Raw genomic sequence first — 19,578 nt, forward strand, 5'->3', positions numbered from 1 at the left:
GATTGGCAGGGCAGCGCAAGGTGGTATCCTTGGGCACCCTCGTGCGCGGCGCAGGTGTCGCGCGTTCCCCAAGGACAGCAATCGGTTCATTTCATGAAGAAATCTGTAGGTATTCTTTCCGGCCTGGTCGTCGCCATCGCCGTGGCCACCACAGCCGGTGCCTGGTACACCGGCGAGCGGCTTCCTGCCGAACTCCAGCGCGCGGTGGAGCAGGGCAATCACGAACTGAGCAAGGCCGTGGTCGGTACCGGTGGGAGCGTGACGCTCGAGCTGGCCTCCCTGGAGCGGCACTGGTTCAGCAGCGTCGCCCACTACCGCCTGATCGCACGCAACGTGAACCTGGGCGCCGAGCCCCTGAACCTGGATGTCGGCATCGTCGATCACATCGAGCACGGCCCCTTCCCCTGGTCGCGGGTCAAGCGCTTGCAGCTGCTGCCGGTCATGGCCGCCAGCAACAGTGAGCTGGAGCGCTCCGAGCAGACGCAGCCCTGGTTCGACGCCGCTGGCGGCAAGAGCCCCCTGAAGGCCCATACCGCCCTGGGTTATGGCGGCGGCGTGAACACCGAGCTGGAGGCGTTGCCGGTCAAGTTCACCGCCGATGACGGCAGCGCCGTGGACTTCTCGGGCCTGAAGCTGTCGGTCGAGGGCGACCGCGAAGGCAGCAAGGCCAAGATCCATGCCGATGCCCAGCAGTTGCAGATGACCCTGGTCGTGCCCGAGCAGTTGCCGGTGAAATTCCAGCTCGACGGCATGAAGCTCGGTGGCGAGCTGGAGCGCAAGAACAAGGCCGACTTCTTCTTCGGCCACATCGACATGAGCGTGGACGAAATGCGCATGGTCTTCGGGCCTGAGCAGAAGACGCTGCTGTTCAAGGGCGTCGAGCAGAACAACGTCTACACCGCCGAGGGTGAAGAGCACCTGGGCGGCAGCGTGGAATACAAGACCAGCGAGATCAGCTACGACGGTCGCGCGCTGGGCAGTGCGGCCATGGTCATGAGCTTCAAGTCGCTGGACGTGCCGGCGCTGCAGTCGCTGAGCGAGTGGTACCAGCAGTTCCTGCCCGAGATGCAGCAGGCCGCGGCCGAAGGGCGCCAGTTCGTCCCGACCCTGTCGCCCGAGGACAAGCCCAAGGTCCATGCCGACCTGCACAAGGCCTTGTCGGCCAAGCCGCAGATCGCCCTGGAGCAGTTGTCGTTCAAGACCGCCCGAGGCGAAAGCCGCCTGGTGCTCAAGACCCAGCTGAGCGACCCGGCCTCCTTCGATGTGCCCAACGATCAACTGGCCCGCGAGATCGTCAGCACCGTGCACGGCAAGCTGGTGCTGTCCAAGCCGATGATCGCCGACCTGGTGGCCTTCCAGGGCCTGCTCGAAGGTCAGGCCGATCCGCAGTCCATCGCCATGCAGTCCAACCAGGCCGGTGAGATGGTCGGTGTCATGGCCGTGCAGAGTGGCCTGGCGACGGCGCAGGGCGATGACGTGCTGGCCAGCTTCGACTACGCCGATGGCGCGGTCGAGTTCAACGGCCAGAAGATGACCGTCGAGCAGTTCGCCGCCTTCCTGCAAGCCCGTCTGGGCATGCTCGCACCGCGCGGCTAAGGCACGCGTCGGTCCCCCCAGGTGACGCCCGTCATCTGGGGGTTTCCCTGCAAAAAAACGCTTTTGCCCGACTGCGATTGGCTGTAGCCTTCGGCGGCCATAATAACCCGTGCCCGCAGAGGGGCCGTGAAGGTCGCCGTGAGACCGTCCAGCCCTGCCAGCCGATCTGCCAGGGCCCGGCAGTACACTCGATTGACGCGCGTGCATGCGCTCAGGGTCCCGCGATCATGACTCAGATTTCCGAACGCCTGTTGGTTCAAGCCCACCTCGACGCCAAGCAGCCCGTCCCGCTCACGCCCGAGCAGGAAGCCGACTACCGCCAGGCCATCGCCGCTGAACTCAAGGCACGGGACGCCGTGCTGGTGGCGCATTTCTACTGCGACCCGGTGATCCAGGCCTTGGCCGAAGAGACCGGCGGCTGCGTGTCCGACTCGCTGGAAATGGCCCGCTTCGGCAACCAGCACGCCGCCAGCACCGTGGTGGTGGCCGGCGTTCGCTTCATGGGCGAGACGGCGAAGATCCTCAATCCGGAAAAGCGCGTGCTGATGCCGACCCTGGAGGCGACCTGCTCGCTCGACCTGGGGTGCCCGGTGGGCGACTTTTCGGCCTTCTGCGACCAGCACCCCGAGCGCACCGTGGTGGTGTACGCCAACACCTCGGCGGCGGTGAAAGCCCGCGCCGACTGGGTGGTGACGTCCAGTTGCGCCCTGGAGATCGTCGAAAGCCTGATGGACAACGGCGAGACCATTCTCTGGGGGCCGGATCAGCACCTGGGGCGCTACATCCAGAAGCAGACCGGGGCCGACATGCTGATGTGGGATGGTGCCTGCATCGTGCACGAGGAATTCAAGTCGCGGCAGTTGGCCGACATGAAAGCGTTGTACCCCGACGCCGCGATCCTGGTGCACCCGGAGTCGCCCGAGTCGGTGATCGACCTGGCCGATGCCGTAGGTTCCACCAGCCAGCTGATCGCCGCCGCGCAGACCTTGCCTCACCGTACGTTCATCGTCGCCACCGACCGAGGCATCTTCTACAAGATGCAGCAGCTGTGTCCGGACAAGGTGTTCATCGAGGCGCCTACCGCCGGGAACGGCGCGGCCTGCCGCAGCTGCGCGCATTGCCCGTGGATGGCGATGAACACCCTGGAGCGGACGCTGGAGTGCCTGCGCCAGGGCAGCAATGAGATCACCGTCGACCCGGCCCTGGTGCCTCGGGCGATCAAGCCGCTCAAGCGCATGCTGGACTTCACCCAGGCGGCGCGCATGCGCGTGGCGGGGAATGCCTGAGGTGGCGTGAGCTTTCGGCTCGTCGAATAGACAGTGAGGGCGTGATGTATTCAGGGCGCTGATGCCACGGCCTCAGCGCATCATGTCCTTGACCATCCGCTCCTGCTCCAGCATCTCGCGCTGGCGCGCATCGATCCGCGACGCCAGCTGGAAGTTGTCGCCCGCCCGGCGCTTGGCGAAGTCGAGCTGCTGGATCGCCTGGTCGAAGTCCCCCACCAGCGCGAAGTATTCGGCCCGGGCCTGGTGCAGCCCGATGGTGTTGCCCGACAGGCCTCGCACTTCCGCCATGTCGTACCAGACATCCGGGTCGTCCGACCGGCTCTTGAGCAGGTCCTCGAGCACCTTTTCCGCCTCGGCCGGGCGCTTGAGCTTGACCAGCAGGTCGGCGCGCGCCTGCTTGAGCGGGTAGTTGCCAGGATAGGAGGTGCGCAGCCGCTCGATGCGCTGCTCGGCCTCGTCCAGGCGGTTGTTGGTGATCTCCAGCTCGATCTGCGCCAGGTTGTAGGTGATGTCGTCAGGCGCCTTGGCCAGTAGCGGCTTGAGGCTGGCACGGGCCTCGTTCAACTGCCCGCCCTGGATCTGCGCCAGGGCCAGGCCGTAACGCGCGGCGTCCAGGTTGGGGTTCTCGTCGAGCTGGGCGCGGAAACGTTTGGCCGCCAACCCTGGGGTGCCTTCATAGGTGAGCGCCACGCGGGCGCGGATCAGCTGGTAGCGCAGGCTGTCCTCGACGCCGCCTTTGGGAGCCTGTTCGGCGCGGTTGCGGGTATCGGCGATCCGCGATTCGGTGACCGGGTGGGTCAGCAGGAATTCCGGCGGCTTGCCATCGAAGCGGTACTGGCGCATGAGTCGCTCGAACATGGTCGGCATGTTGCGTGGATCGTAACCGGCCTTTTCCAGGTTCTGGATGCCGATGCGGTCGGCTTCCTGTTCGTTCTGCCGCGAGAAGCGTCGTTGCTCCTGGATCGCGGCGGCCTGGGTACCGGCGATGGTGGCGATCCCGGCATCGCCACCCCCGGCGGCGGCCAGCACGATCCCCGCGAGCAGGGCGGCCATCATCGGCATCTGCATGCGCTGCTGGGCTTCGACGCCGCGGGCGAAGTGGCGCTGCGACAAGTGCGCCAGTTCGTGGGCCAGCACCGACGCGTATTCGCCCTCGGTCTGGGCGTTGAGGAACAGCCCGCCGTTGACCCCGACGATGCCGCCCGGTGCGGCGAAGGCGTTGAGTTCGCGGCTGTCGATCAGGATGAATTCCAGGCGCCGGTCCTGCAGCTGGCTGGTCTCGGCCAGGCGATAGACGCTGGTCTCCACATAGTCCTTGAGCTGCGGGTCGCTGAGCTGGCGTACCTGGCTGCGCAGCAGGCTGAGCCAGGCGCGGCCCAGCTGGTGCTCCTGCTGCGGCGAGACGATCGCGGAGCTGGCATCCCCCAGTGACGGCAGGTCGTCGGCATGCCCCGGCAGGGCCATCAGCAAGGCCAGCGTCAGCAGGGCGGGGCGCAGTGGATTCATGCAACGAGCTCGCGTCGGTCAAAGACGCCTACTGTAGCCCGCTCGCACGGCAACGACCAGTGGCGGTATCCTAGGCGGCCCTGGCGCGAGCGTCAGGGCCAATCGTTCGCCCTGGAGACCGACCATGTCCGACCCTTTGACCTGCGCTGCCGAACTCGACGCGCGCGGCCTCAATTGCCCGCTGCCCTTGCTCAAGGCCAAGATGGCGCTCAATGGCCTGGAGAGTGGTGCCGTGCTCAAGGTGGTGGTCACCGACGCCGGGTCACAGCGCGACTTCCGCACTTTCGCGCAGCTCTCCGGGCATGCCCTGCTGCAGGAGACGGCCGAGGCCGGCGAGTTCACCTACTGGCTGCGCAAGGCGTGAGCCGACTTCAAGGAACCCCGATGTTCAACGTGTTTCGCACCTGGATCCAGCGCTACTTCTCCGACGAAGAGGCCGTGGTGCTGGCCGTCCTGCTGTTGCTGGGTTTCACCGCCGTCCTGACCTTGGGTGGCATGCTCGCGCCTGTCCTGGCCGGCATGGTGCTGGCCTTTCTCATGCAGGGGCTGGTCAACGCGCTGGAGCGCCTGAAGGTGCCGACGGGCGTGGCGGTGGGGTTGGTGTTCACCCTGTTCATGGGTGCGCTGGCGGTGTTCCTGCTGGTGCTGGTGCCCTTGCTCTGGCACCAGTTGATCACCTTGTTCAACGAGTTGCCGGGCATGCTCGGCAAATGGCAGTCGCTGTTGCTGCTGCTGCCGGAGCGCTACCCGCACCTGGTGTCCGACGAGCAGGTGCTGCGCGCCATCGAGTCGGTGCGCGGCGAGATCGGCAAGTTCGGCCAGTGGGCGCTGACCTTCTCGCTGTCGAGCCTGCCGTTGCTGGTCAACGCCATGATCTACCTGGTGCTGGTGCCGATCCTGGTGTTCTTCTTCCTCAAGGACCGCGAGCTGATCGCGCGTTGGGTTAGCGGCTACCTGCCGCGCGAGCGTGCGCTGCTCACCCGCGTGGGCGACGAGATGAACCGTCAGATCGCCAACTACATCCGCGGCAAGGGCATCGAGATCCTGATCTGCGGCATCGCCACCTACATCGCCTTCATCAGCCTGGGGCTCAACTACGCGGCGCTGCTGGCTCTGCTGGTCGGTCTGTCGGTGGTGGTGCCCTACGTGGGCGCGGTGGTGGTGACCGTGCCGGTGACCCTGATCGCGTTGTTCCAGTGGGGATGGGAGGATCAGTTCATCTACCTGATGGCCGTATACGCGATCATCCAGGCGCTGGACGGCAACGTGCTGGTGCCGCTGCTGTTCTCCGAGGCGGTGAGCCTGCACCCGGTGGCGATCATCTGCGCGGTGCTGCTGTTCGGCGGGATGTGGGGGTTCTGGGGGATCTTCTTCGCCATCCCGCTGGCGACGCTGTTCAAGGCCGTGCTCGACGCCTGGCCACGGCGCGAGCCAGAGGTGGCGCCGTTGCTCTGACGGCGTCCTGGCAGAGGGTAGGGGCCTTCGAAGGCCCTATCGCTGGCAAGCCAGCTCCCACAGTAGGGCGTCAGGCCGTCAGATCAGCCAGGCGGTCCAGGCTGTGGGTGCTGATTGATTTTACGGCCGCCTTGCGGCTCATCGCGGCCGGTCCGGCGCCCTGGCACCCGTAGCCACACCACAGTGTCGCAGGCTGTCGCGGTCACCTGTGAGAGATTCTATGGTTTTTGCCAAGTGCTAATGTGGGCCCTGGCGGACCCAATCGCGGTCGGTCCGGCGTCCCGGCAGGGGCCGCTCCTACACCCGTAGCCCCACCGCGGCTATGCAGGTCGCCGCGGTCCCTGTGGGAGCGGCCCCTGTGCCGCGATTGGGCCCGCAGGGCCCATAAGATCAGCGCCTGCTCTGTATCAGGCGAACCTCCACCGATACCGCCTCACTGAACCGTATCCCTGACACGCAGCGCCCACACACCAAGCCCCTCTACCCCCGGCGCCTTATCACGCCACGGCGCTCAGCCCTGGCGATTCAGTGCTTGGGCAGCGGCCAGCACCGCCTCCACATGACCCGGCACCTTGACCCCACGCCAGGCCTGGCGCAACACGCCGTCCCGGTCGATCAGGAACGTGCTGCGATCCACGCCCAGGTACTCCTTGCCGTAGAGCTTCTTCAGCTTGATCACGTCGAACAGCTGGCAGAGCGCCTCGTCCTTGTCGCTGATCAGCTCGAAGGTGAAGCCCTGCTTGGCCTTGAAGTTCTCGTGGGACTTGAGCCCGTCGCGCGAGATGCCGAACACCACGGTGTTGGCCGCCTCGAAGGCGTCGAGCTGGTCGCGAAAGCCCTGGCCCTGGGTGGTGCAGCCGGGGGTGCTGTCCTTGGGGTAGAAGTACAGCACCACCTGCCGGCCCTTGAACGCCGACAGCGTGACGGTCTGGCCGGCGGTGGCCTGGGCGGTGAAGTCCGGAACGGGTTGATCGATCTCGACGGTCACGAGGGGCTCCTTACATCGGGTTCTGCGGGCGCCACGGTTCGATCAGCGCATCCAGGTTGAGGGCGTCGGCGAAGTCCAGGAACTGGTCGCGCAGCCAGCTGATCTGCGTGCCGGCCGGCAGGATCACGGTGAAGGTGGCGTTGAGCATGCTGCTGCCGGTCTGCGGCGCCAGGTAGGTGTCGCAGGTCATGGCGTCGAGCTCGATGCGGTGGTCGAGGAAGAACTGGCACAGCTCGCTGACGATGTCGGGGCGGTAGGCCGCGCTGACGTAGGCGACGTACGGCAGCGCCTGCGGGCGCACCTCCAGGTCGGCGCTGCGCACCACGTTGAGGGTGAAGGCGTGCTTCTTGCCCAGGCTGGGCAGGCCGGCTTCCAGGCGCGCCAGGGCGTCCCAGCTGCCGCCGACCTGCAGCACCAGTGCACTGGTTTCACCATGGCGGCTCAGGCGCGAGCTGACCACGGCGCAGCGGTTGTCGAAGGCGGCCTGGCTCAGTACGTTGGCCAGTACCATGGGATCGGCGCCCAGGGCGCTGATGACGAGAAATTGTTCGCGGACGGGGGCGGTGGACATGCAACATTCCTAAAGCGATGGGCGGTCGGTAAGGCGACGTCGGACCTGCAGGTGACAGGCCCCTGACCCATGCACGAGGGCCTGGGCGCTGGCAGTGGGCATCGTCGACGGCCCGGCGGGCCGGATTGTACCGAGCAAAGGAAGAAGGGTAGCGAAAACCGGCGCTCAGGGGAATGCTCCGACCGCCACCTTCGCTTGTACAAGCCCGATGGCGCCAGTACCATTACCGCTCTCTTTTTCCGGCAGGAGCAGCTTCATGATTGCGGGCAGTATGGTGGCATTGGTCACACCCATGGATGCACACGGGCATCTTGACTGGGACAGCCTGGGCAAACTTGTCGACTTCCACCTGGACAACGGCACCCACGCGATCGTTGCTGTCGGCACCACCGGCGAGTCCGCCACCCTCGACGTCGAAGAACACATTCAGGTCATCGAATTCGTCGTCAAGCGTGTCCAGGGCCGCATCCCGGTCATCGCCGGCACGGGCGCCAACTCCACCCGCGAAGCCGTGCACCTGACCCAGAACGCCAAGAACGCCGGTGCCGATGCCTGCCTGCTGGTGGTGCCGTACTACAACAAGCCGACCCAGGAAGGCCTGTACCAGCACTTCAAGCACGTCGCCGAAGCCGTCGACATCCCGCAGATCCTCTACAACGTGCCGGGCCGTACCTCCTGCGACATGCAGGCCGAGACGGTGATCCGCCTGTCGAGCGTGCCGAACATCATCGGCATCAAGGAAGCCACCGGCGACCTGGCCCGCGCCAAGGCGATCCTCGACGGCGTCAGCAAGGACTTCCTGGTGATGTCCGGCGACGACCCGACGGCGGTCGAGCTGATGCTGCTGGGCGGCAAGGGCAACATTTCGGTGACCGCCAACGTCGCCCCGCGCGAAATGGCCGACCTCTGCGAGGCTGCACTCGCCGGCGATGCCGAAAAGGCCCGCGCCATCAATGACCGACTCATGCCGCTGCACAAGCAGCTGTTCGTCGAAGCCAACCCGATCCCGGTGAAGTGGGCGCTGGCCGAAATGGGCCGCATGCACACCGGCATCCGCCTGCCGCTGACCTGGCTGAGCGATTCCCAACACGACGTCGTCCGCCAGGCCCTGCGCCAGTGCGGCGTACTGGCTTAATCGAGGAAGTACCCCGCATGAAGCGACTGGCTGGTCTTACCACCCTTGCCCTGATCATCTCCAGCACCAGCGGTTGCGGCTGGCTCTGGGGCGAGGACGGCTATTTCCGTGACCGTGGCAGCGATTACCTGCAAGCGCGCCAGCAGGCGCCGATGCAGCTCCCGCAGGACGCCACCCACGTCAAGCGTCTCGATCCGTTGCTGCCGATCCCGCGCAACGTCGCCGACGACAATGCCACCGGCGAATTCGAAGTCCCGCGTCCGCAGTCGCTGTCGGTGGCCGGCGCAGCCAGCGACTATTCCCTGCAGCGCAGCGGTGCCAACCGCTGGGTACTGGCCCAGCACGCCCCGGCCGAAGTCTGGCCGCTGGCGCGCCAGTTCTTCGAGGACAACGGCCTGCGCATCGCCGAAGAGCGTCCGCAAACTGGCGAGCTGAGCAGCACCTGGCAGCGTTTCGACGAACTGTCCGCTGCCCTCGGTCAGCGCCTGGCCAGCAGTGCCAGCAGCCGCGACAACGAAGTGCGCATCCGTGTGCGTGTCGAGCCCGGCGTGCAACGCAACACCAGCGAAATCTACGTGGTCAGCGCCGAGCGTCCTGCTGGCAGCAGCGAGGACGTGGACTTCCCGTCCAGCTCGAACAACCCTGGCGCCGACGCGCTGCTGGTCGACCAGTTGCTCGCCAGCATGAACCGTTCGGCCGAGCAGGGCGGTTCGGTGTCGCTGCTCGCCGAACGCGACTTCGACACCCCGAGCCGCGTGAGCCTGACCGAAGACGGCAGCGGCAACCCGGTGCTGAACCTGGGCGCCGACCTGGATCGCGCCTGGTCGAGCGTCGGTCGTGCGCTGGAGCAGGGCGAGTGGCGCGTCGAAGACGTCAACCGCAGCCTGGGCCTGTACTACATCAACCTGTCCGAGAAGCCCGAGGACAAGGAGCAGAAGCCTGGCCTGCTGAGCCGCGTGTTCGGCAGCGCGCCGACCGCCGAAGAGCGCGAAGCCCGCGCCGAGCGCTTCCAGATCCGCCTGAGCAAGGTCGGCGAGAACGTCCAGGTCACGGTCGAGAAGAACATCAATACCGTAGCCCCGGCCGATGTCGCACGCCGCGTGCTGAGCGCCATTCAGGACCGTCTGGGTTAAGTGCGCTTCGCCGTCCTCGGAAGCGGAAGCCAGGGAAACGGCACGCTGATCGCCAGTGGTGACACGTACATCCTGGTCGACTGCGGCTTTTCCCTGCGCGAGACCGAGCGGCGGCTGGCGCTGCTCGGGGTGTCGGCCGCCCAGTTGAGCGCCGTGCTGGTCACCCACGAACACGCCGATCACGTGCATGGCGTCGGCCTGCTGTCACGGCGCTACGGCGTGCCGGTGTACCTCAGCCAGGGCACGCTGCGTGGCCTGCGCAAGCCGGTCGAAGCCCGTGGCTTCCTGGCCTGCGGCCAGAGCCTGGAGATCGGTGCGTTGCGGGTCAGTGCGGCGCGGGTCGAGCACGACGCGCTAGAGCCGCTGCAGTACGTGATCAGCGACGGCCAGCGACGTTTCGGCATGCTCACCGACCTCGGCACCTACGACGGCTGGCTGCTGGACCGCTACCAGGACCTCGATGCGTTGCTGATCGAGTCCAACCACTGCCGTGACATGCTTGCCCGCGGGCACTACCCGTATTTTCTCAAGCAGCGCGTCGGTGGCAATCTCGGGCACTTGAACAACCACCAGGCGGCCAACCTGGTCGCCGAGCTGGGTTGGCAGGATTTGCAGCACCTGGTCCTGGCCCACCTCAGCAGCAAGAACAACCTGCCACACCTGGCGCGTCAGCAGTTCGTCGACACCTTGGGGTGCGACCCGGACTGGCTCCAGGTGGCCAACCAGGAACATGGGCTCGACTGGCGCGAGATCGCCTAGCCCACCACTCAAGCAAGCGGAGCCCAATCATGGAAAAACGCGAAGAACTCTACCGCGGCAAGGCCAAGTCGGTGTACAAGACCGACGACGCCGACCGCCTGGTCCTGCTGTTCCGCAACGACACCTCGGCGTTCGACGGCAAGCGCATCGAGCAGCTCGACCGCAAAGGCACCGTGAACAACAAGTTCAACGCCTTCATCATGCAGAAGCTCGAAGCCGCCGGCGTGCCGACCCAGTTCGACGCCCTGCTGAGCGACAACGAGTGCCTGGTCAAGAAGCTCGACATGATTCCGGTCGAATGCGTGGTGCGCAACTACGCCGCCGGCAGCCTGGTCAAGCGCCTGGGCGTCGAGGAAGGCATCAAGCTGGAGCCCTCGACCTTCGAACTGTTCCTGAAGAACGACGAGAAGGGGGACCCTTTCATCAACGAGTCCCACGTCGTCGCATTCGGCTGGGGCACCGCTGACCAGCTGGCGACCATGAAGACCCTGTCGCTGAAGGTCAACGAGATCCTCACCCAGCTGTTCGATGACGCCGGCCTGCTGCTGGTCGACTTCAAGCTCGAGTTCGGCGTGTTCCACGGCCAGATCGTCCTGGGCGACGAATTCAGCCCGGACGGCTGCCGCCTGTGGGACAAAGAAACCCGCAAGAAGATGGACAAGGACCGCTTCCGCCAGGGTCTGGGCGACGTCATCGAAGCCTACGAAGAAGTTGCCCGCCGCCTGGGCGTGCCGCTGTAAGCGCACGGGCGACGCAAGCGCCTGATACCGCGTGATTTTTTTTGCGATAGGGGTTTGCCTTTCGCGAAACTGCTGGTATGATGCGCGCCATTGGAGAGATGCCGGAGTGGTCGAACGGGACGGATTCGAAATCCGTTGTACTGGCAACAGTACCTAGGGTTCAAATCCCTATCTCTCCGCCATACATCGAGAAGCCCCGCAGATTAACGTCTGCGGGGTTTTTTCGTTTCTGGAGCTGTGCTTTTCAGATTCTTGCCTCATCTCATGCCCTATCACGCTACCCCTGGTTGCCGTATCAGCGGACGTGTTAGGCCTGTTCGAATCCGCAACGGCATTGACCGCAAATAGATCTACGTAAAGAAGCTGCATGCTTAGTTCCGTGCCTGAGTTCAGCTCGTCATTGACCCTAGTCGATCCGTGGTGTGACGCATTTTAGAAAAACCGGCATTAAAATGCCGGTTTCTTTGGGCTGACGCTTATAATCAGCATAGTAATGCCGGTTATTCGATGTGCCCCTTGATAATCAGCATTAAATTGCTGACGGGTAGTGGAGTGCTAGAGGTAAGATTCACTACTGATGAGTACGTCCGAGGCAGTCGAAGTGTTATCCGATCTGCTGGTCGATGCGCCTGAATCGATACGGAACGCAACGTCTCGACCCGTGAATAATCTGGACAAGCGACTCATGGAGTGGGAGCTGCTATGAAAAAGCTACAGCCTGAGGAGCGTGCTCAACTCATAAAGGAAATCGTCGAGCACAACGCCGTGGGACTCGACTCCATCGGGACCTCCATCCGCCGTTTGCGGCTCGAAGTCACAGGACTTGACCAAGAGACCTTCGCAGTGATGTGCAAGATGTCCACGAAAAGCCTGTACGAGCTGGAGAGTGGGAAGTCGAACCCGAAGCTCAGCACGCTGGAGGGCGTGCTGCGTCTCTTTGGTGTGAGGATGGGTATGGTGATGACTGTCAAAGATAAGCCTGCTCGATTGGTCTTCGGTAAAAACTCCGATCCATTGAGGGCTGATGGTCCAGTCACTCGGCTTACGCAGTTTGGGGCGAATCTTTCGCCGCAGGCTCATTGTGACAGGGCGTCTGGACCGAAGCGGGGGAAAAGTCCTGCGGCAGCCAAGGCGAAGAGGGCGATGTCGAAAGCGGCGCCACAGTCACGGAAAAGCAGTCAGAATGAGTGAAAACAGTAAGATGACAGTGTGAGATCGGTGCCGCTGGCCGGGCCGCGCCATTGTGTCAGGCGACCGGTGCTGTCCTCATTAGCGGCCGGACGTTTCCGGTGCAGCAGCCATTCCCAAAGGTTCAGCTAAGTCGGCAGCAAAGTCGGATACCGTCCAATGCAATCTGACAGCGTCCTCAGCACGGCATCTACTTGTAGCGCGCACTGTTTCGGTCAAGAATCCGCGCTCACACACAGAGTATGCCGTCATGAAATGGAAAGCGTTTTGTCTGCTCGCCCTCTCTCTGTCTACTGCCCCGTCATTTGCGGATTCCACGCATCGCTTCGAAGACTCGCCCGTCGAGCCCATTGCCGCAAAAAGCTTGAAGTACCCGCTGAGCGGGGCGAATGATCAGATCCGTGCGCGGTTCGCCTTCGTTCGCGAGGGTGTCCAGACGCCAAATTTTGCGGGCCATTACGTGTTCAGCACTTATGGTTGCGGCACGGGCTGCACGGCGAGCGGACTCGTCGACCTGAATACGGGCGTGGTCTACCGCGCACCCTTCAATGAAGCGCTGAGCGAGGATGCGTTCAATCAATTCGGCGTGAAGGAAGCCTACCGCGCCGACAGCAATGTGTTGTTCTTCTCGAACTATCGCTATATGCAAGCGGGCTCACCTGAGATGAGCCAGGAGAACGGCGTCGCCCAGTGGAACGAGTCGAAGAAACGGTTCGAGATGCTCGAGACGCGCAAGCCTTACAAAATGAACGTTGAGTGATGGCGATGGATAAAGACCGAAACGGGCATTATGTCACCCACGATGTACAGACATTTGAGACGGAGTGGGAGGCGCTCAATCACGAAAAGAAACGTCGGCATGAACAGTACGCGTTCGATGCAGGGCTCGATAAACACCCGAGCGACCGTGGGTTGTCCAAACTGACCTTTGCGGAGTGGCTAATCTGCTTGCCTGCCGCCGTGATGACCCTCGCGTTTGTACTGACGTGGAATCCTTGGCTTTTTTTGTGTCTGATCGTCTGGGTAGTGGGTGGTGGCGTGGTTCTGCACCGTAAAAAGAATGCTTGAGCACAACACTATGCTGGACGGGCGTCAGACGTTGCCATCCGACACCCTTTCTCTGGAGCGAGCCTGAAAATAGTCACGCGCCTGTTCAGCGAAACGAGTCGCCAGCGAGTCGGGCGAGGTGTCGTGGTACGCGAGCGAAATCTCCACATGACCCAGAGAGGGTAGCCCTTCGACTTCACCCAACTGGCGAAAGCCAAGCTGGGCAGTGCTGGGTAACAGGGCCGAGACGTAGCAACCTGAGGCCACCGCTGCGAGAAGTCCGGCGTGACTGGTACTGTGGTAGCCCACCCGATAGGCCCTGCCGGCTCTATGCAGCGCATTGATGATCCGTTCCCGATCCCCGCAACCCTTGGTGAACAGTGCCAAGGGAAGAGGGTCTTGCTCGAATGCCTGACTGTCGCCTGCGCAGACCCAGTTCAGGGGCTCAGAATGCAGCAGCTCCGAAGGTATGCGCTCAGGACAGCCTTGGGTGAGTACGATATCGAGATCACCTGCCTCGTAGCGTTCCCATAACAGGCGGCTGTAGCCACATTGAACGTCGAGGTGCAGGTCTGGAAAGCGCAGGGCGCAGCGTTTGATGAGATCGGTGAAGTAGTGCGAAGCGTAGGTGTCGGAAGATCCGATTTTGAGGATCCCGGTACATGAGCGGTCCGCCAGGGTCGTGAGGGCTTGGTCATTGATCGCCAGAATGCGAGTGGCGTAGGCCAATAGCTGGTCACCGCGCGCCGTCAACTCAAGAGGACGCGTGTCTCTGATGAAGAGATCAGCCTGGAGTTGTCGTTCCAATTGCTGAATCTGCTGGCTGATGGCGGATTGAACACGGCACAGCTTCTGGGCGGTTTTGGAGAAGCTTTTAAGCTCTGCCACCGTGACAAACGCGCGGAGTTGATTCATGTCTAGATTCATTTTTTACTTATTGATCACGTCTGGAGATAGGGGTGATCATAATTATTGGTGTGCGCTCGGTCAACGGATGAATTAGTATCAAGTCCTGACGAAAGGAAGTGGCGCTCTGTCATCAGGAATAGTGGGTGCTATTGAAGTGCATGATTTTAACGTTGGGTGGGGTATTGAATATTTCCGCATGCTTGGCAAGTTGCATGGAAAGTATGATAGGGCGCAGGGGTGGTAATTCGCCCTCTCTAAATATCACTTCACATATGAAGTGCCTGTCTCTGCTTGTTACGATTGGCTTGTGCAAGCCACGGAACAAGTAGGTAAAGAAGATCTTTTAATCAAGGTTGAATCGCTGCGCCGCTATCTGCTTGAAAGCAGAGTAGTGGGCGAGCGTTACAGTATCAATCAGTGGGCATCATAAGGCAGCTCCTCTCAATGATCAGTTTTGACAGATGTGCACCTTTACTCTTTCTTCTCCTATGGAGCAGCGGCGCCATCTTCGTCAAGCTGGGCCTTGAAGATGCTTCTGTCTCGGTCTTTCTGGCATTGCGCGCGGCAGGGGCCATGATGGCGTTGGGCATAGGCTGGGTCTGGCTGACCAGACAGGGGCGCCTGGCTCGCCTATCACCGTTGCCCAGGTCCGTCTTGGGTCGAGTAATGATCACTGGCGTGTTGTTGCAGGTGGTTTATCAAGCTGCCTATTTTCTGGCACTGGACCATCACCTGACACCGGGTGTACTCGCCCTCATTCTGGGGCTACAGCCTATCCTGACGCCGGTACTGGCGCGTGAGACGATAGGCAAGGCAGGGTATGGCTATCTCGGCTTGGGATTGGTGGGCTTGGCAGTGGCGTTATGGGGCGCGCGTGATCTGGGGGCTGTGACAATAGGGGGGCTGGTCTTTGTTCTTGCTTCTGTACTCGCCATCACGGTGGGCTCGATCCTGCAAAAGAACTCCACCCTTGACCCTGTCATGTCTGGCTTCTATCAAGCTGTCACGGCGACAGGGCTATTCCTGATCGTTTTGCCATTCACCGAACTCAGGCTGACGGTGACGCCGCAGTTCGTGCTGTCGGTGTCCTGGATGGCGATCGTGGTCTCGACGCTGGCAGTGGTTCTGCTGTTTCGACTGCTGGAAAAAGGTTCGGCCAGCCAGGTCAGTGTGCTGTTCTATCTGGTCCCATTGGTCACGCTGTCGTTGGATTATCTGGTGTTCGGTAACACCGTATCTTGGGTGACCGCGTTCGGCGCCTTGCTGGTAGTCGTTGCCGTCAGAGGCTTTGGGCAGGGACGACGGGCTGCGCCTGAGCAGAAACCGGCAGCCCGCGAGCAAAACGCGAACTAATAGACATCCAAACTTTGGGTACACCCTTCGCCCGGATCAGTGCGGCTCACCCGCACTGATCCCCACTGTCACGCCCTCACGGCTCGCGCCACACCAACTCGCTCGTGTCATACCCCTGATCTCGCGCCACCCGGAGCAACTGTTCCCGCGCCGAGTCGCTGACGATCGGCGTGCGCGACAGTAGCCACAGGTATTTGCGGTTAGGATGCCCGACCAGCGCTACACGGTAGCTGTCGTCGTGGTACAGCACCCAGTATTCGCCCTTGGTCAACCAAGGCGCCAGGCGGCTGAACCAGTTGTCGAACTGCACCCACAGCTTGTCGGTCTGCCCTGGCACCTGCTCCTCGGCGATGCCCTTGACCTCGTTCCATTCGCCATCGGCTTCACGGCAGCGGTTGGTGACGTCGATGCGGCCGTCGTCGCGCAGGGCGTAATGGGCCTCGGACTGCACGCACTTGCGCTGGAAGAACATCGGCAGGCGGGCCAGTTCGTACCAGGTGCCCTGGTAGCGTTGCAGGTCGACCTGGGTGGTGGCCGGTGGCTTGGCGTCGTCGCCGGAGCCCGCGCAGCCGGCCAGGGCCAGCAGCGCACAGGAAAGCAGCAGGGTCTTGCGTATCGCCATGGGAAGGTCTCCAGGAGCGGGTCACCTTGGCCGGGTCGCCGGAGGGGCGGACCAGGCATTGTTGAAGGTTGGATGTCGGAAGGCGGCTAAAGTTGTGCGCAGTCCGTGTGTCATCTCGGCGCTGCGTTGTCGCGTAGTGGACCGGCTATCACGGGCATGTGGGAGCAACTGTCTTTTTTCTACTGGGTACATGCCCGACCGTATGGGCTGATGTGTGGGCTTACCCGCGACGCAGGCGGCGCCTGACAGGGCCCTATCGCTGGCAAGCCAGCTCCCACCCAGACCTCTGCAGCCATTGGTTTAGGCATGTGCGGTGGTCAACTTTTTTCCGGCTGCGCAAGCAGCTTGTGGGAGCGGGCTTGCCCGCGATGGCGGCCGATCCGTCACCGGCTGCATCGCGGGCAAGTCCGCACACATAGAGCCGCGATCACCTGTAGTCACCGCAGTGTGACCCCGGGTTTAGATGCCCACCCGACCCTTACCCCTCACGCAGCGCCTGCTTCAGGTAAGGCGCCGTCCGGCTGTCCTTGCAGGCCGCCACCTCGCTCGGTGTCCCGCTGGCAACCACCGTCCCGCCCTCGGCGCCCGCGCCTGGCCCGATGTCGATGACCCAGTCGCTTTGCGCGACCACGCGCATGTCATGCTCGACCACGATCACGCTATGGCCGGCGTCGACCAGGCGGTTGAGTTGGACCAGCAGGCGGTCGACGTCACGCGGATGCAGCCCGTTGGTGGGTTCGTCCAGCACGTACAGGGTGGCGCCGCGAGCTGAGCGTTGCAGTTCGGTCGCCAGCTTGATGCGTTGCGCCTCACCGCCGGACAGCTCGGTGGCCGGCTGGCCCAGGCGCAGATACCCCAGGCCGATGTCCTGCAGCAGTTGCAGCGACCGCTGCGGCGCGGGCTGGTCGGCGAACGCGGTCAGGGCTTCGTCCACCGTCAGGCGCAATACGTCGGCGATGGTCAGGCCGTTCCAGGTGACCGCCAGCGTCTCGGGGTTGTAGCGGGCGCCTTGGCAGGTGGGGCAGGGCGCATACACGCTGGGCATGAACAGCAGCTCCACGCTCACCGAACCTTCGCCCTCGCAGGTCTCGCAGCGGCCCTTGGCCACGTTGAACGAGAAACGCCCGGCGTCGAAGCCCCGCGCCTTGGCCGCGTCGGTGGCGGCGAACAGCTTGCGCACGTGGTCGAACAGGCCGGTGTAGGTCGCCAGGTTGGAGCGGGGTGTGCGGCCGATGGGTTTCTGGTCGACCTGCACCAGGCGCTTGATGCGCTCGAGGCCTGCCGTCACCTGGCCCACGCTGGTCGGCTGGGGCTCGTCCTCCAGGCTCGGCTGTTCGCTGTCGTCGGTCTCGGCCACCTGGCCCAGGTGGGTGCCGACCAGGTCGAGCAGGGCTTGACTGATCAGGCTGGACTTGCCAGAACCGGAGATACCCGTCACCGACGTGAAGCACCCCAGGGGAAACGCGGCCGACAGGTCCTGCAGGTTGTTGCGCGTCACGCCGTCGAGGCGCAGCCAGTGCTCGACCGGGCGAGCGGTACGCGGCACCAGGGTCTTGGTGGCGAACAGGTATGGCCGTGTCCGCGAGGCCTCGACCTGCTCTAGGCCGGCAGGCGGACCGCTGTACAGCACGTGGCCGCCCAGCTCGCCGGCATCCGGGCCGACGTCCACCAGCCAGTCGGCGCGGCGCAGCATTTCCAGGTCATGCTCGACCACGAACACCGAGTTGCCAGCGGCCTTGAGCCGTTGCAGGGCGTCGAACAATGCCTCGCTGTCGGCCGGGTGCAGGCCGGCGGAGGGCTCGTCGAGCACGTACACCACCCCGAACAGCTGCGAGTTGAGCTGGGTCGCCAGGCGCAGGCGTTGCAGCTCGCCGGAAGACAGGGTCGGGGTGCTGCGGTCCAGTGCCAGGTAGCCCAGGCCCAGGTCGACCAGGGTGGTGATGCGTTCGAGCAGCTCGGCGGCGATGCGCTGGGCGGCCAGGCGCTTTTCCAGGGACAGGTTGTGGGTATGGCGCACGTCCTGGCCCCCTGGGTGAGGGTTGCCGCCCTGGGCGACCCGTTGTGCCCGGGCCTCGCGCGTCTGCTGGTGGGTCAACACCGGGCCGGCCTCTTCGGCCTGATCGAGATAGTCCGCAGCGGCGACCTCGTCGAGCAGCCGGGCCAGGTCCAGCAAGGGCAGACGCGACAGGTCGGCGATGTCCAGCCCGGCGAAGGTCACACTCAGCGCCTCGCGTTTCAGGCGCTTGCCGTCGCACTGCGGACAAGGGCTGGCCTGCAAGTACTGGCCCACCCGTTTGCGCATCAGGGCGCTCTGCGAATGCATGAAGGTGTGCATCACATAACGCCGTGCCCCAGTGAAGGTGCCCTGATAGCTGGGTTCGAGTTTCTGCTTGAGGGCTTTTCGCGTCTGCTCCGGCGTGAGACCCGCATACACCGGCACGGTAGGGGTCTCGTCGGTGAACAGGATCCAGTCGCGCGTCTTTTTCGGCAGGTCGCGCCAGGGCACGTCGACGTCATGCCCCAGGGTCACCAGGATGTCGCGCAGGTTCTGCCCTTGCCAGGCCATGGGCCAGGCGGCCACCGCACGCTCGCGAATGGTCAGGGACGGATCGGGGACCATCGACGCTTCCGTCACCTCGTACACCCGGCCCATCCCCTGACACTGTGGGCAGGCGCCATGGGGGGTATTGGGCGAGAAGTCCTCGGCATAGAGCATCGGCTGCTCGGCCGGGTAGCTGCCGGCACGCGAATAAAGCATGCGGATCAGGCTGGACAAGGTCGTGACACTGCCCACCGACGAGCGCGCGTTGGGGGTGCCACGCTGCTGCTGCAGGGCGACTGCAGGCGGCAGCCCTTCGATGGCATCGACGTCTGGCACGCCCACCTGATCGATCAAGCGACGTGCATAGGGCGCCACGGATTCGAAGTAGCGGCGTTGCGCTTCGGCATACAAGGTGGAGAAGGCCAGTGACGACTTGCCCGACCCTGAGACACCACTGAAGACCACCAGCGCGTCGCGGGGAATGTCCACGTCGACGTTGGCCAGGTTGTGCTCGCGGGCGCCCCGTACCCGCACCAGGCCAGATGGCGTCGTGGAAGAGGTGGCAGGAGGTTGTCGACGTGCAGGCATGAAGGTGTCCTTATGAAGATCGTCGCAGCAGGCCGACCAGGAGGGCCGGCGTGCCTGTGCGGCAGTAAGGCAACTGACTCGGTCGATCGAAGGCGGGTTCCACGTGGGAACCGCCAGGGCTCGGCCCATTGCAGGCAAGTGCTATCAATGTGCCCTGTTT

18 protein-coding genes and 1 tRNA gene are annotated in these 19,578 nt (G+C 63.6%); 13 read left to right on the top strand and 6 right to left on the bottom strand.

Going from position 1 to position 19,578, the window contains the following annotated elements; translation table 11 throughout:
* The first annotated feature begins 93 nt into the window (after positions 1 to 93).
* Both APT63_05325 and APT63_05330 read left to right on the top strand, forming a co-directional pair.
* Positions 94 to 1,596: a hypothetical protein gene (locus tag APT63_05325; protein ID AMA45095.1), complete on the top strand. Its 1,503-nt coding sequence runs from the start codon at positions 94 to 96 to the stop codon at positions 1,594 to 1,596.
* Between the two features lie 227 nt (positions 1,597 to 1,823).
* Positions 1,824 to 2,882, top strand: a complete 1,059-nt coding sequence (locus APT63_05330) for a quinolinate synthase A (protein AMA45096.1) — start codon at positions 1,824 to 1,826, stop codon at positions 2,880 to 2,882.
* Positions 2,883 to 2,954: 72 nt separating this feature from the next.
* On the opposite strand, the gene APT63_05335 is transcribed toward APT63_05330, so the two are convergent.
* Entirely contained in the window at positions 2,955 to 4,388 is a 1,434-nt protein-coding gene (locus tag APT63_05335) for a peptidase M48 (GenBank protein ID AMA45097.1), read from the bottom strand.
* Positions 4,389 to 4,512: 124 nt separating this feature from the next.
* On the opposite strand from APT63_05335, the gene APT63_05340 reads away from it, so the two are divergent.
* Both APT63_05340 and APT63_05345 read left to right on the top strand, forming a co-directional pair.
* Positions 4,513 to 4,752 (top strand): response regulator SirA, encoded by a 240-nt coding sequence (locus tag APT63_05340; GenBank protein ID AMA45098.1) that lies wholly within the window; start codon positions 4,513 to 4,515, stop codon positions 4,750 to 4,752.
* A gap of 20 nt (positions 4,753 to 4,772) precedes the next feature.
* The gene (locus APT63_05345) at positions 4,773 to 5,843 is read left to right on the top strand and encodes a permease (GenBank protein AMA45099.1); all 1,071 of its coding nucleotides are present in this window, start codon (positions 4,773 to 4,775) and stop codon (positions 5,841 to 5,843) included.
* A 511-nt stretch (positions 5,844 to 6,354) separates the two neighbouring features.
* On the opposite strand, the gene APT63_05350 is transcribed toward APT63_05345, so the two are convergent.
* Positions 6,355 to 6,831 carry a peroxiredoxin gene (locus tag APT63_05350; protein AMA45100.1) on the bottom strand — a complete coding sequence of 159 codons (477 nt, stop codon included), beginning with the start codon at positions 6,829 to 6,831 and terminating at the stop codon, positions 6,355 to 6,357.
* A gap of 10 nt (positions 6,832 to 6,841) precedes the next feature.
* Complete coding sequence (locus APT63_05355) at positions 6,842 to 7,402, bottom strand: glycine cleavage system protein R (GenBank protein AMA45101.1); 561 nt, start codon at positions 7,400 to 7,402, stop codon at positions 6,842 to 6,844.
* Positions 7,403 to 7,658: 256 nt separating this feature from the next.
* Here APT63_05355 and APT63_05360 point away from each other — a divergent pair, with 256 nt between their 5' ends.
* The 8 genes from APT63_05360 (at position 7,659) to APT63_05395 (ending at position 13,425) form a co-directional block, all read left to right on the top strand.
* Positions 7,659 to 8,537 carry a 4-hydroxy-tetrahydrodipicolinate synthase gene (locus APT63_05360; GenBank protein AMA45102.1) on the top strand — a complete coding sequence of 293 codons (879 nt, stop codon included), beginning with the start codon at positions 7,659 to 7,661 and terminating at the stop codon, positions 8,535 to 8,537.
* Between the two features lie 17 nt (positions 8,538 to 8,554).
* Positions 8,555 to 9,670 carry a hypothetical protein gene (locus APT63_05365; protein ID AMA45103.1) on the top strand — a complete coding sequence of 372 codons (1,116 nt, stop codon included), beginning with the start codon at positions 8,555 to 8,557 and terminating at the stop codon, positions 9,668 to 9,670.
* A complete protein-coding gene (locus APT63_05370; GenBank protein AMA45104.1) occupies positions 9,671 to 10,429 on the top strand; it encodes an MBL fold metallo-hydrolase in 759 nt (252 codons plus the stop codon).
* Between the two features lie 29 nt (positions 10,430 to 10,458).
* Positions 10,459 to 11,169, top strand: a complete 711-nt coding sequence (locus tag APT63_05375; GenBank protein AMA45105.1) for a phosphoribosylaminoimidazolesuccinocarboxamide synthase — start codon at positions 10,459 to 10,461, stop codon at positions 11,167 to 11,169.
* 92 nt (positions 11,170 to 11,261) lie between these two features.
* Positions 11,262 to 11,351: transfer RNA gene (locus tag APT63_05380), tRNA-Ser, on the top strand.
* Between the two features lie 520 nt (positions 11,352 to 11,871).
* Complete coding sequence (locus APT63_05385) at positions 11,872 to 12,360, top strand: DNA-binding protein (GenBank protein ID AMA45106.1); 489 nt, start codon at positions 11,872 to 11,874, stop codon at positions 12,358 to 12,360.
* 247 nt (positions 12,361 to 12,607) lie between these two features.
* Positions 12,608 to 13,117: a hypothetical protein gene (locus APT63_05390; GenBank protein AMA45107.1), complete on the top strand. Its 510-nt coding sequence runs from the start codon at positions 12,608 to 12,610 to the stop codon at positions 13,115 to 13,117.
* Positions 13,117 to 13,425 (top strand): hypothetical protein, encoded by a 309-nt coding sequence (locus tag APT63_05395; GenBank protein AMA45108.1) that lies wholly within the window; start codon positions 13,117 to 13,119, stop codon positions 13,423 to 13,425. The genes APT63_05390 and APT63_05395 overlap by 1 nt, the downstream gene beginning before the upstream one ends.
* Positions 13,426 to 13,449: 24 nt before the next feature.
* Here the strand turns inward: APT63_05395 and APT63_05400 are convergent, their stop codons facing one another.
* Positions 13,450 to 14,319, bottom strand: a complete 870-nt coding sequence (locus APT63_05400) for a hypothetical protein (GenBank protein AMA45109.1) — start codon at positions 14,317 to 14,319, stop codon at positions 13,450 to 13,452.
* Positions 14,320 to 14,757: 438 nt separating this feature from the next.
* On the opposite strand from APT63_05400, the gene APT63_05405 reads away from it, so the two are divergent.
* Complete coding sequence (locus APT63_05405) at positions 14,758 to 15,666, top strand: hypothetical protein (GenBank protein ID AMA45110.1); 909 nt, start codon at positions 14,758 to 14,760, stop codon at positions 15,664 to 15,666.
* 76 nt (positions 15,667 to 15,742) lie between these two features.
* Here APT63_05405 and APT63_05410 read toward each other — a convergent pair whose 3' ends face one another.
* Positions 15,743 to 16,288, bottom strand: coding sequence for a lipocalin (locus APT63_05410; protein AMA45111.1), 546 nt, complete (start codon positions 16,286 to 16,288; stop codon positions 15,743 to 15,745).
* 478 nt (positions 16,289 to 16,766) lie between these two features.
* The gene (locus APT63_05415; protein AMA45112.1) at positions 16,767 to 19,418 is read right to left on the bottom strand and encodes an excinuclease ABC subunit A; all 2,652 of its coding nucleotides are present in this window, start codon (positions 19,416 to 19,418) and stop codon (positions 16,767 to 16,769) included.
* Positions 19,419 to 19,578 lie beyond the last annotated feature (160 nt).

Source organism: Pseudomonas monteilii, from assembly GCA_001534745.1.
GTDB lineage: Bacteria > Pseudomonadota > Gammaproteobacteria > Pseudomonadales > Pseudomonadaceae > Aquipseudomonas > Aquipseudomonas alabamensis.